The following is a 13,658-nucleotide window of genomic DNA, read 5'->3' as shown; positions in this document are numbered from 1 at the left end:
TACCACTCCTTATCACTTTATAAGTGATAAGGCTCAATATAAATCTTAACTAAATGGAAAGAAAAAACTTTTCTCATGCATATAAAAAACAAAAAAATTTTACTAAAATAACTTTATTCTTTAACAGTGATTTTGTATAAACTCCTTATTATTGTATATTGGATTTACCTCTGATGCCCTAATAGCTTCTGCAATTCCATCTTCTTGTTTTACTATAGCTTTTAGGCAAGGTACGAAAGATTTTTGTTCTTTTGAAAAAATAAACCTTTATGGTTCCATTAAAATCGAAACTACTTCTGCAATAATAAAAACAATAAAATCATTTCTGAGGATATTTACTGATTTACTGACAGAAGTTTCTCTACAACTAAATCCATCTTATAATCAAGATTTGATATATGTTTCATTATTTCATAATTTAATTCTGATAAAACATCTTTTACTGCATGATCATGTTAAAGTTGTTCTTAATAAAAAAATCGAGATCGAAAACAGCTAACCTAATTTATAATTTTTAGGGATTTATAACTGTCGGGACCGTATTGAATTTAGAATTTAAATGTTTGAAAATTAGTTCAACCTATCAAAAAGCATTTCTAAATATGCATTATCAACAAACTCTATTTTATCTTCTATGACACTATTTTTAAATTTTTACCGAGTTCTAAATTAGAAATACTCAAATTATCAATGTCAAATTTTTGATATAAGAAAAAATTATATGATAGGCATATAAATGAAAATATCTAAAATGGGATGAGTATAATTTCTTTAATACTACTTTTTTATTTCTTATTTAAAAAATAAAAAATTTTTTAAAATAGTTTGATTACAAAGATTTTATCCATTTGTCCAATATTGTGTAACATATTTAAAATAACTTGTTCACTCCAACATCACAAATATAACGACATATACGAAATTTTCATATTATTAGTAACACTTAAACTCCTTATTTTTATTTTATAAATTTCTTTTTTACAAAGAAATTTATAAAATAAAAATAAATATTGTATTTACTTTTTAATAAAACTTATGTATCATAGCCATAACTACAAAGACAATTAGGAGAAGATGAATGAAAAATACAAGTCATGAAGTTAAAATTCACACACAACCGCTAAAAAAATATCACAATAGATATTATAAAATATTATCAATACTAAAATATTTTCAAAAGAATTTGCTTAGATATAATCAAACCATAATCCTAAATGCGTTAAACCGTTTTTTAGCCAAAGATGAACTTAAAATAATTACACTTAGAACCCTTAGAAAAGATTTAGCCTTGTTATGTAATAAAGGTATTATCAAAAAAACTTTATTAAGATTGGGAGAAGGAAATGGCTCATATATAAGATATGCAGTCAACAAATATAGTACTAATAACTTAAAGCGCTTGCTTGATGATAAACAAACTATCATTGAACATGATGCAAATGAAATATATGAATTCACAAAAAAAACACAACAAAAATATTACTTAAAAAACAAAAGATTGAATATTCATAAACATAAAAATGCAACTAAAAATGTCAGTCATAATATAACTAATAATAAAGAAATAAAAAATAAAAAAAATAAAAAAGAAAAGATGAAAAAAATAGAAAAACAAACAATAGATACAAACTATATGATAAAAAATGTAGCAAAATGGAAAACTATGAGATATCTAGATAAAATAGAAGAAAATGCAAATAAAAAAAGATATGAAGATAGCATGATTAAAACAAAAGAATGGTTAAAAAACCTAAAAAATTAAAGAACATTTCCAAATGAATTTTAACCATAATGTGTTTAACAAACAAAAACAAATAGGAGTCTAAGAAACAATATGAATTGTTCACTAAGACGTCTGAAAACAAAGATGATAGAAATAAGATTGAAGGACAATAAGAATGATGTTTTTAATGAAATAGAAAAAATAGACAAAAGAACTTTATATCATACAAAGATATTTAATGATTTCTTTGCTTTTGGAATTAGCAAAAAAGAGGAAAATAAATTTTTCATTTCGTTAAGAAATTTATTTAACAAAGGAAAGAGAAGCAGGTTTCACTTGTTTAGCATTAAAGAAAATATTGATGACAAATTCTTAGGTATGTTTTACGGATTTAAGCGACTCAGAAAGCCTATTTACTTTAAATATAAAAATAACAATACAAAAGATATTGAAACTGTACCAATGTATAAAATTTATTATATAGAATTTAGATTTAAAAGGGGAAGTATATTTTGTTATATAAGGGCTATTCATTCTTTAACAAAAAAGGAAAAATTTAATAAAAATTATGCTCAAAATTTGCTGAAAAGGATTATTAATTTAGAATATGAAGTGTATGAATTTTATAATGAAACGCCGATAGCAGGAGGAATTATAACAAAATGGATAAAAAGGAACCAGAAATAATTAGTATTGCAAATATTAAAGGAGGAGTTGGTAAAAGTGTTTTGACCATTATTTTTAGTTATATTTTGAAAGATATGGGCAAAAAGATTCTGGCCATAGATTTTGATCCTCAAAATAGTTTAACCAGTTATTTTTTTAAATATGTAAAAAGCTTAAGTAAAAATAATATTTATGCTCTTTTGAAAGAACGTCCAAATTTTAATTTAGATAAATATTTAACTAAAATACATGAATTTATATATCTTATTCCTTCACATCCTAATTTACATCTTTTTAACAAAGAAAACACTTCTTATAAGGAGCTTTTTTTAAAGCATAGATTGAAAAATGTTTTACCTGATTATAATTTTGATTATGTAATAATCGATACTCCACCTAATTTAGATTCGCTTTTAGATAATGCTTTAAATATTACAGATAAGCTTATAATTCCTATTCAAGTTGAACGGTTTTCTGTTGAAAGTTTGTCGATTTTAATGAAATATATAGACAAAATTTCAATGTATGTAGGAAAGGATATTGATATATCTATAGTCGAGAATCAGTTTATGAAAAATAGAAATACTTTTATGAATATAGAAAATTCAATTAAGGATAAATATGGTAAATATATTAAAGGAAAAATTCATTTTTCTAACAAAATAAAAGTTTTTGCAAATGATTTGAAAGAACCTAATTTTAAGGAAGCTTATTATCAAGAATGTTTAGAATCTTTAAGAAATATATTGGGTATTTGATTTGTTTTTTGAGTTAAATAAAATATATTTGTTCGCAAGCGAACCTTTTTAGTTTTTTGAAGGAGTAATTGATATATGTCAAGAGATATGGTTATTTTAAATGATAGAGAGGAAGGTTTAATGGAGATTTCAGAAGAAGAGGAATACGAAAACTATAAACATGCTTTGAGAAAGGGTGTAGTAAATGATATTGAAAATAAAATTCAAATAATGGAAATATTATATAATATAAAAATTAAAAAACTTTATCTTATTGATGGATATAAAAGTTTTAATTCTTTTATTCAAGGATTTTTAATTGCTAAAACTCAAGCTTATTTATATTTGAAAATATATGAACAAGTTTTAAAAGGTGATTTAAGCATAAAAGAGATTAAAGATAAAGGGATGATAGAAGTTTATAAAAGTATAAAATCAAAAGAAATAGATAATAAAAAATCAAAATAGAATCCAATAAGACCTTTGCGTTTTCAACTTAAAAATCAGAGTAGTTATGATTTTTATAAGAAAAATTCGAGATTTGCTTCGTTTTTGCTAGATAAGATTTTTATAAATGATAAAGAATATTTAGATAAGATATTTAAGGAATATTTAGATTTAAGTTTGAAAAAAAGATGAAATATCCAATTTAATATTTGCTTGATTTTTTGAAGCAATTATTATAACATTGTTTGAGATTGTATTTGATCATTTAATGCAATCCTAATTGTCAATTTTATAACCTTTAGTGGGTTTTGTTGGTAATTTTATTCTAATTTTATCAACAAAATCCACTTTTTATTTGTGTGTTTTCAACTATCTTGAATTTTTTTTGATATTTGATATAGTTATTGAAATAAATCAGTCAAGAGCTAATTTTAACAATTAGCTTAGTTTTTACATAGCAATTGTTTTTTAGTATTTCTGTTATTTTTGTTTTATGTGCATCAAAAAATTTCAGGATATTTATGGAAATAATGTAAATATTATTTGTGGTAATGAAAATTTTTTATTATTAAATTGAAACAAGAAGCTAAAGTTTGTTTACTTTGTGTTGTTATGCCTTTTTTTGTTATTTATTATTATTATTATTATTATTATTATTATTATTATTGATTTCCTAATATTAAGAGATAAAAGAATAAAAGGAAATGATAATGCAAAAAAATTGAAAAAAACAAAAGATGAAGATGAAGGAGGTAATGATTTTCTTGGTGTTTTTACTTTTGTTGGTGATATGGTTGATAGTGTATTAAAGTGTATTAAGTTTTAATATTGATATTAATTTCAAATAACAGTGTAAAATGTATTGTACAAAAAGTTGAAAATTTGAAATAAATAAAAAAATTTATTTTTTCTCATCTGCAATAGGTATTCAAAAACAAAAACAGATTGACTTAATAATTTTCAATCCTCAATAATTTGGTGATGATCTTGAGTTATCAAGTTTATCATTAGCAATTGAAGTTATGAATTTAATGAATGATTTATTATTTGTTTAGTAAGGAATATATTATTGAAAATAAAGTTAGGAATATTCCTATATTAAGAGTAATAATGGTGCCGAACATCCAATTATGTAGTTTTCCTGTGTTTTTAATTTCGTTAAATTTATTATCAATTTTGTTGTCAAGTTCTATTTTTATTTTATCAATTTTATTATTAAGTTCTATTTTAGTAGAGATGATTTCAGATTTTAGCTTATCTTCTACTTTATCAATTTTATTATTGAGTTCTATCTTGGTAGAGGTGATTTCAGATTTTAGTCTATCTTCTACTTTGTTAATTTGATTATCAAGTTCATTGAATTTATTGTCAATTTTATTGTCAAGTTCTACTTTCACTTTATCAATTTTATTATTAACTTCTAGTTTAGCAGAAGTGATTTCAGATTTTAAGATACTTTCTATTTTTTCGATTTTACTATTGAAATTATTTTCTAAATATTCAAGATCTTTATAAGTAAGTTCATTTTTATAATAACGGTAAGATAAATCGGCAGCAATATCCCTATTAATTCCAGCTTTTATCAGTTCTTTTAGTACCATTTGCTGAGTGATGATTGGTTGTGGGTGAGCCATAATAATCTCCTTAATTATAATTGTACAATAAAGTTAAATGAATAGGAAGATATTGAGAGAATATGTTGATAGAATTAGTTAGAAAAGTTTATTTTTAGCATTTTATCTGACATATGATGTTTTTAGTATTTCATATAAATTGTCATTTATTCATTGATTCGTTATTTATTTGGTTTTATTTTTTGTTGCTTGCTTTAAAGAAAAGCTAATAAATAAAAAATGGGAGGCAAAATAAAAAAATGAAAGAATAGAGGTAGAATAGGAGTATTGATTATGATGGTGATGATGGGATGTAATAGTGGGGTATTAGAAGCAGAGCAAGGGAAGAATAAATTTTTGCAGTCATTAGTGAATGTAAGTAATGAATTTTTGAATGTTTTCACTTCATTTTGGGAAATGGTAGGGAGTGTATTGGGGTTGAATGTTAATTCAAAGAAGTCAGATGTAGGGAAATATTTTAGGACAGTACAGGAGACTGTGCAAGGGATAAAGGATGGACTTAATAAAATTGTTAATGAAATGAAGGAAGAAAAGAATCCTAATGCTGAGGCTACTGAGAGTGCAGTGAAAACATTGGTTGAGAGTAAACTAGATAAGATAATTGGTGGAGCAAAGGAGGCAAGTGAGGCAATAGGAGATGCTAGTGATCCAATTGGAAATGTTTCTGATCAAAATGCTGGTGCTGTTGGTATTGAGGTTGATAAATTAGTCAAAGGACTTAAATCAATTGTAGATATCGTGCTTAAAGAAGGTAAAAATGATGCTGGAGATGATAAAAAGGCTAGTGATGGTAGCACTTCAAGAACTAGTGGAAATGCTGGTGATGGTGAAGCAGGCAAGTTATTTGCTTCTGCTAATGCAGGTACTGCGGAAAATGCAAAGAAGTCAGCAGCTGATGCGGCAAAAGCCGTTGGAGCAGTAACTTGTGCTGATATTTTACAATCTATGATTGAAGACAATGGTGAAGTTGTTAAATTAGCTTCTAGTAATGCTGCTGTTGCTGCTGTTAATGCTAATAAAAAAGATGGGGTTATAGCAGGAGGTATAGCATTAAGAGCTATGGCAAAGGATGGTAAATTTGCTGGGTCTAGTGATGCTGCTAGTGTTGATGCAAAGAAAACGGTTAAAGGAGCAGCAGTAAGTGCACTAATTAAAGCATTAGATACATTAACAGTAGCAATAAGAAAAACAGTAGATTTGGGGCTTAAAAATGTTAAGGAGGCTATGAAAATTAATGCTAATGCTACTTCTGTGTTGCCTGATAAGGATGTTTCTGATGCTAAAAATCAGTAATATAATGATTATATGACTAAAAAAATAAAATAAAATAAGATGAATCAAATTGTGAAGTAAAAGGATACTGGGAGTTAAGCTCTTAGTATCCTTTTTTTATTGTGTCGAAAAAAATATTTTATTTGATAACATTTTTAGTTATTATCCGTTCATTCACAAAATACTACCTTGTTTGAAATCCAAAGTTCCAAGCTTAGAATTTGCACTTACAGTTTTCATCCTAGAAACACATTCTTTGATTGATTTCTACTTACTAGGTTTTGTAGTTGAAAAGGGTAAATCTTTTACGTCCAAATTCTTAAGCTTCCCATCACTATGAGAAGTGTCATTCTTAATTGTGTTACCATTTAAATTTAAGTGTATTAACAGATACCAAAACAAGAGACCTACGGGTATTTTTAATTTTTGTTCAGCCATTTAATTTTTCCTTTTTTGCACACAATAAACCTAAATTACTGCTGTTAATCCTAATACCAAAAGTGCTCCTGATTATAGATAGCTGTATCGATGTTGTTTGTTGTATCTTACTATACTTTAAAGATAAATTAGAAGAGAAGAAGGAAGTGATGCAGATAGAGAATAGAATTAAAAGGGTTGTGGGAGTAAATGATGATGATGGTGGTGATGGGATGTAATAGTGGGGGAGTAAAAGATCCAGAGAAAGTATTTTTGAGTGAGATGGTAAATTTGGGTAAAGGGTTTTTGGAAGTATTTGTGAGTTTTGGCGATATGATTACAGGGACGTTGGGAATAAAAGCGGAAACAAAGAAGAGTGAGATAGGTGGATATTTTAGTAAGATTGCAGAGACAATGAAGGAAGTTAGAGAGAAATTAGAGAAGATTTTGGAAGAGAATGGGAAATATGAGAAAGTGAGAGAGAAGGTAGGGGAATTTATTGGGAAGATAAGTAAGATCGAGGAAGGAGCAAAGGAAGCAAGTAAAGGTGCTAATGGTGATATAATAGGAAATGCTAAGAAAGGTGAAGATGCAGTTGCTGCTAGCAAAGATTCTGTTGTTTCTCTTGTTAAGGGGATAAAAGCGATTGTTGAAATAGTGTTAGGAGAAAAAGAAGGGAATGCTGGTAATAATATAATTACTGAAGACAAAAAAGATATAGGTAAGTTATTTGGAAAGAAGGATGGTGATAGGGCTCAAGAAGCAGAGGCCGCTAAAGTAAGTACATCAATAGGAGCAGTGAGTGGAGCTGATATATTGAAAGCTATTGCAAAATCTAAAGAGAATCCTGTTACAGATAGTGCTAATGGAATTGAAAAAGCAACAGATGCAGCAGAGATAGCTGTTGTTCCATCTGTTGATGATAAGAAGGAGATTAAAGAGGATACAGCAAAGAAAGATGCAATAATAGCAGCAGGGATAGCATTAAGAGGAATGGCAAAGGAAGGTAAATTTGCGGCTAAAAAGGATGAAGATAAATCAGCTCATGCAGTCAATGGAGCAGTATCAAGTGCAGTAAATAAGGTATTAAGTACATTGGTGATAGCGATCAGGAATACAGTGGATAAGGGATTGAAAGAGATAAATGAGGTATTGGGAGAGATTAAGCAAGGAGAAGGTGTTGAAGCTAAAGTTAGTAAGTAAGTTGTAGTTAAAATTATTAAATAAGAATATTAGTAAAGGGAGCCATGAGGTTCTCTTTTTTTATTTACAGTATTGAGTATGTTATATAAATAATATGCGTATAAATCATTATTTATTGACTTTTTTGTTTGCTTCCTAAAGATAAGCTATAAAAAAGCGAGAAATAAGAAAAAATAAGGAGGCGAAGAAAATGAAGAGAGAAGGAATAAAAGGAAGGAGAGGAATAGAGAGAGAATAGAGGAGATATAAATAGAGAGAATAGAGGGAAAAGAATGAGGATGAAGGGAATAATATTGATGATGATGATAGTGATGGGATGTAATAGTGGAGGAGGAATAAAGGAAGGAGAGGAAGGGAAAGCAAGGAAGGGAGATGGGAGTGTAATTGATTTAAAGGTAGTAGGGGAGAAGATAAAGAGTGCGGTGGAGTTTGCAGGGAAAGTAAAGGAAGTTCATACTTTAGTTAAGTCGGTTGATGAGTTAGCTAAAGCTATAGGAAAGAAAGTTGAGGGTGCGGGTAATCTTAGTGATGATGGTGGTCAGAATGGTTCTTTGATTTCAGCAGCGTATAGTATAATATCGTCTGTAAGCACTAAATTAGAAGCATTAGAATAACAAGCTGAAGTTTCTACTAAGTTAAAGGCAAAAATTACTATTGTTAAAACTGCAAGTAAAAAGTTTACAGATACAGTAAAAGGAGCAAGTGCTGATCTTGGTAAAAAAGATGCTTCTGATGAGAATGCAAAAAAAGCTTTACTTAAAAGTGATGCTGTTGGAGATAAAGGAGCCAAAGATCTTGTTGCTTTAAACACCGCAATTGATGAGTTGTTAAAGAATGCTGAAGTAGCAGTAGCCTCTGCAATTAAGGAGCTTACAATTTCTTCTAATAATTAATATTTAATTAACAAGGTAAGTATTGGAAAAATAAAGCTAATAGCACTATGCTATTAGCTTTTGTTAGTATTTAGAGAATAAATTGTTTTAATGGTTAAATTAAAATGTTGTTGAATTTAAATATTTATATTAAGAGTATTTTATTTTATAAATTAACGTTTATAAATATGTGTTTGTTCAAGGGAAAAGCAAAACAAAAAAGGTAAAAATAGTAATGTGACGACTTTATATAATAGTATCTTGTGGTAATGTGGGAGAAGAGTTTAAGGTGAAGTTTTCGAGTGAGATTGTTAATTTAGGGAAATAATTTTGGACGTTTTTGTTACTCTATGGTTGCCGAGACATTAGGAATCAAAGCAGATACAAAGAAGGAAGAGATAAGGAAGTATTTTAGTAAGATTGAGAATACAGTGAAGATAGTGAAAGGGAAATTAAGTAAGATTTTGGAAGAACATGGGCATTATGGAAAAGTAAAAGAGAGGGTAGAGGAATTTATTGGGAAGATAGGTAAGATTGAGTTAGTAGCAAAAATAGCGGCTAGTGGGGCTAATGGTGCTGGTGCAATAGGGGTGCTATTAAGAATGAGTTTGCAGAGAGGCTGCAGATTTAACAAGTGTTAATTCTATTGTTAAGGTAGCTGCAGCAGCGTCTCCACTAAGTACAGCAGGCACAGTATTAGCACCAGCAGCCACTTCACCACCAGCAGTTCCAGCATCAATTTTTACACCAGACTTTTCAGCAATATCAATCATATCTCTAACTTCCGCAATAACAACTTTAATGTTAGCCTCTCCAGCAGGTACTGCAGCACCAGCAGCATTATCACCAATATCAGTATTACCTTCTTTAGTTACCCCAACAAGCTTAGTTACAGAATCAATTAACTTTGAAATCACTGCGCTAGAACTTTGAATAACAGCTTCAACTCCTTTAGTATCAGCATTAGGAACAGCAACTATTTCTTTCCCTAACTCAGCTAATTTATCCTTAGTATTCTTCAATCCATCTCCAATAGTCTTAAAATGTTCTCCTACTTTGCTTCTATTATCGTCAGATTTAACAGCATTAAACCCTAATACATCCCCTATTGCACACTCCCAAACCCAGCAAAAATCTCCTGAAAACCTTCTCCGATCGCAACTAATGACTCTAAAAAACTATTCTTCTTTGCTAAGTCTACCTTCCCCTCTCCTCCTCCTAACTCCCCCACTATTACATCCCATCATCATCATCACCATCATCATCATCAATATTATTACTCTTACTTTCCCCTCTCCTTTTTTCTCTATATTCATTCTTCTAGCCTCCTTGTTTTTTATTTCTTTTTAGCTTTCTTACTAGCTTATTTATTAAGAAAACACACAAAAAGAATAAGACGAATACAGAGATCAATAAATTAATGGATAAATTGAATGAATAAATGACAATTTTATTTTGTTTGTTATCAATTCAAAATCATTTTTCTAATATATTATCTTTCTTAAAAAATCACCATACAATAAACTTAATATTTTGCATCACAATATAAATAATACAAAATGGAATATATCTAACAAAAAGAAAACAACTTCCCTAAATAAAGAGAAGTGTTGTCCTTAACAATTTTGCTTTTATTACTTAAATTACTAATTTATTTAGTAGTGGTTGTAGCTTGAGTAGTATCAGATTTAGTAGAATTAACTCCACTAGTCTCAGAGTATTTTATTCCCTTGACTGCTTCTCTTATCTTTTCTAGATTACTACTTACTGTTTTACTAATTATTATATCAAGTATTCCTAGCACCTTATTTACTGCACTTACTGCTGCTCCTTTAACTGCTCCAGCTTCTGCCTGAGCAGCACTAAATTTACCACCTTCAGTCATAGCCTTAAGAGCTACTGCTGCCGCTAGGTCTGCATTGCTCTTTGCTCCTGCACCATGATTGTTAGCAGCTTTAGCACCAGTAGCTAATGTTCCAGCATCTTTACCGTTACCAGCAAGTTGAGCAGGATTGGTTGTAGAACTTTTAATTTTATTAACCATTGCCCATGAATCTGCTTTAGCCAACTTCATCTACTAGTTTGGGACCAGCATTAGCACTAGCAGCAGCATTAGAAGCAAGCGCAGCAGGGGCAGTAGCATCTCCACCATCAACTTTATCACCGTCACTTCCTGTTTCAATCTTTACTCCAGATTTCTCTGCTACTTCAATAATTTCCTTTACATTTTCAATTATAGATTTAACGCTAGCTTCATTAGCTGCAACACCACCACCAGCATGATCATTATGACCAATCTCAGTCGCACTATCATTTGTTACACTAGCTAGTTTAGTTAGAGCACCAATTAATTTATCCAAAACATCACTTGCTCCTTTAATCGCATCCTCCACTACCCCAATTGTACCCCCCTCAGCATTCTTAGTTTCAGATATTTTACCTGATAGCTCGTTTAACTTATTCTTAGTTGCTGTAAGTCCTTCTCCGACCTTCTTAAAATGTTCTCCTACCTTACTCTTTTTATCCCCCGATTTAACTACACTAAATCCTAATACATCTCCAAAAGCACTGCCAAACCCAACAAAAATCTCCTAAAACCCCTGTCCGATCTTTACTAATGACTCCAAAAAACTATTCTTAGCTTCCAAGTTTACCTCTCCACCTTTCACTCCTCCACTATTACATCCCATCATCACCATCAATATTACTTTACTACTTTTACTACTCTTCTTACCCTCATCTTCTCTCCTCTCTCATACTCTCTTACTTCCTCTTCTCTCTTCCCTTCTTTTATTTTCTTCACCTCCTTGTTTTTTTCTTTCTTTTTAGCTACTTTCTTTAGGAAGCAAATAAAAAAGTCAATAAATGATGATTTATATGAATAATATTCATACAATATACACAAATACTGCAAATAAAAAAGAGAGCTTCATTGCTCCCTTTGCCAACATTCTTATCTAATAATTTTATCTATATTCAATATATTATTAATTCAACTATTAATTAGATTGGTTTTAGAATTGTGTCTCATTTTAACTCTAACCTATCAACCTTATTTAACCTTATTCAATATACAATAAATAATTATAGATAAATTATTTATTTTTGCTAAAAAAATTAAACCCATTCTTTATATAGAAGAAATATTTACTTATTTAAATCTACTTTATAAACAATGCATATAGCATAGATATTAATGCTATAAATATTCCTACATTAATGGTAATAATAGTCCCAAACATCCAAGCATGTAATTTTAATTTACTATTAAGTTCCATTTTGTTCAATTCAATATCTTTCCTAACAATATCTATCTTATTATCAAGCTCCGTAAATTTAGCATCTATTTTAGTATCAAGGTCTTTAATATCTGATTTTAGGTTATTTTCAACAGTATCTATTTTATTATCAAGCTCTGTAAATTTAATATCTATTTTAATATTTAAATTATTCTCTACGGTATCAATCTTAGTATCAAGTTCTCTAATCTCAGCCTTTAAACCACGCTCTAATATTTCCAGTTTAAGGTTAAAATTACTTTCTAAATATTGAAGATCTTTAATAGTAAGTTCATTCTTATAGTATCTATAAGACAAATCATCAGCAATTTCTCTATTAATACCCGCTTTTACAAGCTCATTGAATACCATCTGCCTAGTAATTACAGGCTCCATTTGTATATACTCCATAAAGAATCTCCTTATATAATTATTATACAATAATTTATAAGCTAAATGAAAGTAAATTTAGTAAAATGTCGACTTCTATCACGATAATTTAAAGACATAATTAAATATGCTGCTGATAATGCATCAAGAACATCATCATGAACTTTGCCATCTCCATTATATGAATAAATATCACGAAATACAGAACGACTACTATAATCTAATAAATGCATCTTGTTATAAGTAAATGGTGTTAATAAAGAAACAATTCTTGCGTGTTTATTTGTTTTAGGTCTTGTTGGCGCAATTCTAAAGTAATTTTCCATATTGTCTCGAAGACTAACATATTCACATGTCAAAGCCCCAGCTCCTTTAATATCATCTCTATCTTCAATATAAAGAGTATTAACATTTAAATTCCCCATTATTACCTTTATTGTATTCATAACATATGGATCAACAGCTGGTTTTTGATCTTGAAATATAAATTCATAATACTTATCCGACACCTTCTCTAAAATACAAAGAGAAGTATTATCCCCACCACTACTATATGCAGGATCTAAATAAGCTATAGGACTTTTAAATTCATAGTCTTTAATAATATTAATATTACTAAATATCGCATCATTATTTGCAACCCATTCGCCAAGTAGTACACTGGATTTATATGTTGGCAAATCTTTATAAATTTCTTCTTGGGTCTTTATACATTCCTTAAAATTGTCTCATTATCATATGTTGTAAAATTATATGTAGAATATACTGTGTTATTATCAATATAATCTGTTTTAAAATAATGCTCTGGATGATCAAGATTAGTATCAAATATAACAACTCTGGTTTTATTCTTAGTCTCTTAAGCGCTTCTTTTAATGTCTCTTGATATAGTGTTGTTGCTTCATTAACATAAATAACAGCAAAATTTGATCCTCTAAATCTTTCAAAATCTCTTACTTTATCACCACCATATAAATTAATTCTTAAAGAATCAAGTTCAAAATATGACGTATTTATTC

The 13,658-nt window shown here is 28.9% G+C and carries 11 protein-coding genes and 6 pseudogenes; 11 read left to right on the top strand and 6 right to left on the bottom strand.

Annotated features, from left to right (window positions below; translation table 11 throughout):
- Positions 1-151 precede the first annotated feature (151 nt).
- The 6 genes and pseudogenes from BRE_RS05720 (at position 152) to BRE_RS05695 (ending at position 4,399) form a co-directional block, all read left to right on the top strand.
- Positions 152-499, top strand: a complete 348-nt coding sequence (locus BRE_RS05720) for a hypothetical protein (protein ID WP_041178252.1) — start codon at positions 152-154, stop codon at positions 497-499.
- Between the two features lie 579 nt (positions 500-1,078).
- Positions 1,079-1,762 (top strand): plasmid maintenance protein, encoded by a 684-nt coding sequence (locus BRE_RS05715; RefSeq protein ID WP_012539700.1) that lies wholly within the window; start codon positions 1,079-1,081, stop codon positions 1,760-1,762.
- 72 nt (positions 1,763-1,834) lie between these two features.
- Positions 1,835-2,410 (top strand): DUF226 domain-containing protein, encoded by a 576-nt coding sequence (locus tag BRE_RS05710; RefSeq protein ID WP_012539699.1) that lies wholly within the window; start codon positions 1,835-1,837, stop codon positions 2,408-2,410.
- Positions 2,386-3,147 (top strand): ParA family protein, encoded by a 762-nt coding sequence (locus tag BRE_RS05705; RefSeq protein ID WP_012539698.1) that lies wholly within the window; start codon positions 2,386-2,388, stop codon positions 3,145-3,147. The genes BRE_RS05710 and BRE_RS05705 overlap by 25 nt, the downstream gene beginning before the upstream one ends.
- Positions 3,148-3,222: 75 nt before the next feature.
- A pseudogene (locus BRE_RS05700) lies at positions 3,223-3,765 on the top strand (chromosome replication/partitioning protein).
- A 430-nt stretch (positions 3,766-4,195) separates the two neighbouring features.
- Positions 4,196-4,399 carry a hypothetical protein gene (locus BRE_RS05695; RefSeq protein WP_156768715.1) on the top strand — a complete coding sequence of 68 codons (204 nt, stop codon included), beginning with the start codon at positions 4,196-4,198 and terminating at the stop codon, positions 4,397-4,399.
- A gap of 217 nt (positions 4,400-4,616) precedes the next feature.
- Here the strand turns inward: BRE_RS05695 and bdr (BRE_RS05690) are convergent, their stop codons facing one another.
- Positions 4,617-5,207, bottom strand: a complete 591-nt coding sequence (bdr, locus tag BRE_RS05690; protein ID WP_012539697.1) for a Bdr family repetitive protein — start codon at positions 5,205-5,207, stop codon at positions 4,617-4,619.
- A 273-nt stretch (positions 5,208-5,480) separates the two neighbouring features.
- Between bdr (BRE_RS05690) and BRE_RS05685 the strand changes: the two genes are divergently transcribed.
- The gene (locus tag BRE_RS05685; RefSeq protein ID WP_232212786.1) at positions 5,481-6,500 is read left to right on the top strand and encodes a variable large family protein; all 1,020 of its coding nucleotides are present in this window, start codon (positions 5,481-5,483) and stop codon (positions 6,498-6,500) included.
- A gap of 246 nt (positions 6,501-6,746) precedes the next feature.
- On the opposite strand, the gene BRE_RS06335 is transcribed toward BRE_RS05685, so the two are convergent.
- The gene (locus BRE_RS06335) at positions 6,747-6,917 is read right to left on the bottom strand and encodes a hypothetical protein (protein ID WP_156768714.1); all 171 of its coding nucleotides are present in this window, start codon (positions 6,915-6,917) and stop codon (positions 6,747-6,749) included.
- 62 nt (positions 6,918-6,979) lie between these two features.
- Here BRE_RS06335 and BRE_RS06330 point away from each other — a divergent pair, with 62 nt between their 5' ends.
- The 4 genes and pseudogenes from BRE_RS06330 to BRE_RS05670 form a co-directional block, all read left to right on the top strand.
- Positions 6,980-7,135, top strand: a complete 156-nt coding sequence (locus BRE_RS06330) for a hypothetical protein (protein ID WP_156768713.1) — start codon at positions 6,980-6,982, stop codon at positions 7,133-7,135.
- On the top strand, positions 7,107-8,099 hold the full coding sequence (locus BRE_RS05680; protein WP_012539695.1) for a variable large family protein: 993 nt from the start codon (positions 7,107-7,109) through the stop codon (positions 8,097-8,099). The genes BRE_RS06330 and BRE_RS05680 overlap by 29 nt, the downstream gene beginning before the upstream one ends.
- Before the next feature lie 272 nt (positions 8,100-8,371).
- Positions 8,372-8,992 (top strand): annotated as a pseudogene (locus BRE_RS05675) (Vsp/OspC family lipoprotein).
- A 274-nt stretch (positions 8,993-9,266) separates the two neighbouring features.
- A pseudogene (locus BRE_RS05670) lies at positions 9,267-9,561 on the top strand (variable large family protein); the annotation flags it as partial.
- A 117-nt stretch (positions 9,562-9,678) separates the two neighbouring features.
- On the opposite strand, the pseudogene BRE_RS05895 reads toward BRE_RS05670, so the two are convergent.
- The 4 genes and pseudogenes from BRE_RS05895 to BRE_RS06750 all read right to left on the bottom strand — a co-directional run.
- Positions 9,679-10,287: pseudogene (locus BRE_RS05895) on the bottom strand (variable large family protein); the annotation flags it as partial.
- Positions 10,288-10,622: 335 nt separating this feature from the next.
- A pseudogene (locus BRE_RS05660) lies at positions 10,623-11,670 on the bottom strand (variable large family protein).
- Between the two features lie 462 nt (positions 11,671-12,132).
- On the bottom strand, positions 12,133-12,660 hold the full coding sequence (gene bdr / locus BRE_RS06755) for a Bdr family repetitive protein (RefSeq protein ID WP_041178264.1): 528 nt from the start codon (positions 12,658-12,660) through the stop codon (positions 12,133-12,135).
- A 41-nt stretch (positions 12,661-12,701) separates the two neighbouring features.
- Positions 12,702-13,653 (bottom strand): annotated as a pseudogene (locus BRE_RS06750) (phage terminase large subunit family protein); the annotation flags it as partial.
- Positions 13,654-13,658: the final 5 nt, after the last annotated feature.

The sequence above is a fragment of the Borrelia recurrentis A1 genome (assembly GCF_000019705.1).
Taxonomy (GTDB): Bacteria; Spirochaetota; Spirochaetia; order Borreliales; family Borreliaceae; genus Borrelia; species Borrelia duttonii.
Note: the sequence above shows the minus strand (reverse complement) of the source record. Positions and strands in the feature narration are given on the sequence as shown.

Excerpts from the sequence above, each read along its gene's own strand:
- BRE_RS05680 (WP_012539695.1), top strand. The coding sequence starts at position 7,107 with ATGATGATGATGGTGGTGATGGGATGTAATAGTGGGGGAGTAAAAGAT.
- BRE_RS05715 (WP_012539700.1), top strand. The coding sequence starts at position 1,079 with ATGAAAAATACAAGTCATGAAGTTAAAATTCACACACAACCGCTAAAA.
- BRE_RS05710 (WP_012539699.1), top strand. The coding sequence starts at position 1,835 with ATGAATTGTTCACTAAGACGTCTGAAAACAAAGATGATAGAAATAAGA.
- BRE_RS05685 (WP_232212786.1), top strand. The coding sequence starts at position 5,481 with ATGATGGTGATGATGGGATGTAATAGTGGGGTATTAGAAGCAGAGCAA.
- bdr (WP_041178264.1), bottom strand. The coding sequence starts at position 12,660 with ATGGAGTATATACAAATGGAGCCTGTAATTACTAGGCAGATGGTATTC.
- bdr (WP_012539697.1), bottom strand. The coding sequence starts at position 5,207 with ATGGCTCACCCACAACCAATCATCACTCAGCAAATGGTACTAAAAGAA.
- BRE_RS05705 (WP_012539698.1), top strand. The coding sequence starts at position 2,386 with ATGGATAAAAAGGAACCAGAAATAATTAGTATTGCAAATATTAAAGGA.
- BRE_RS06335 (WP_156768714.1), bottom strand. The coding sequence starts at position 6,917 with ATGGCTGAACAAAAATTAAAAATACCCGTAGGTCTCTTGTTTTGGTAT.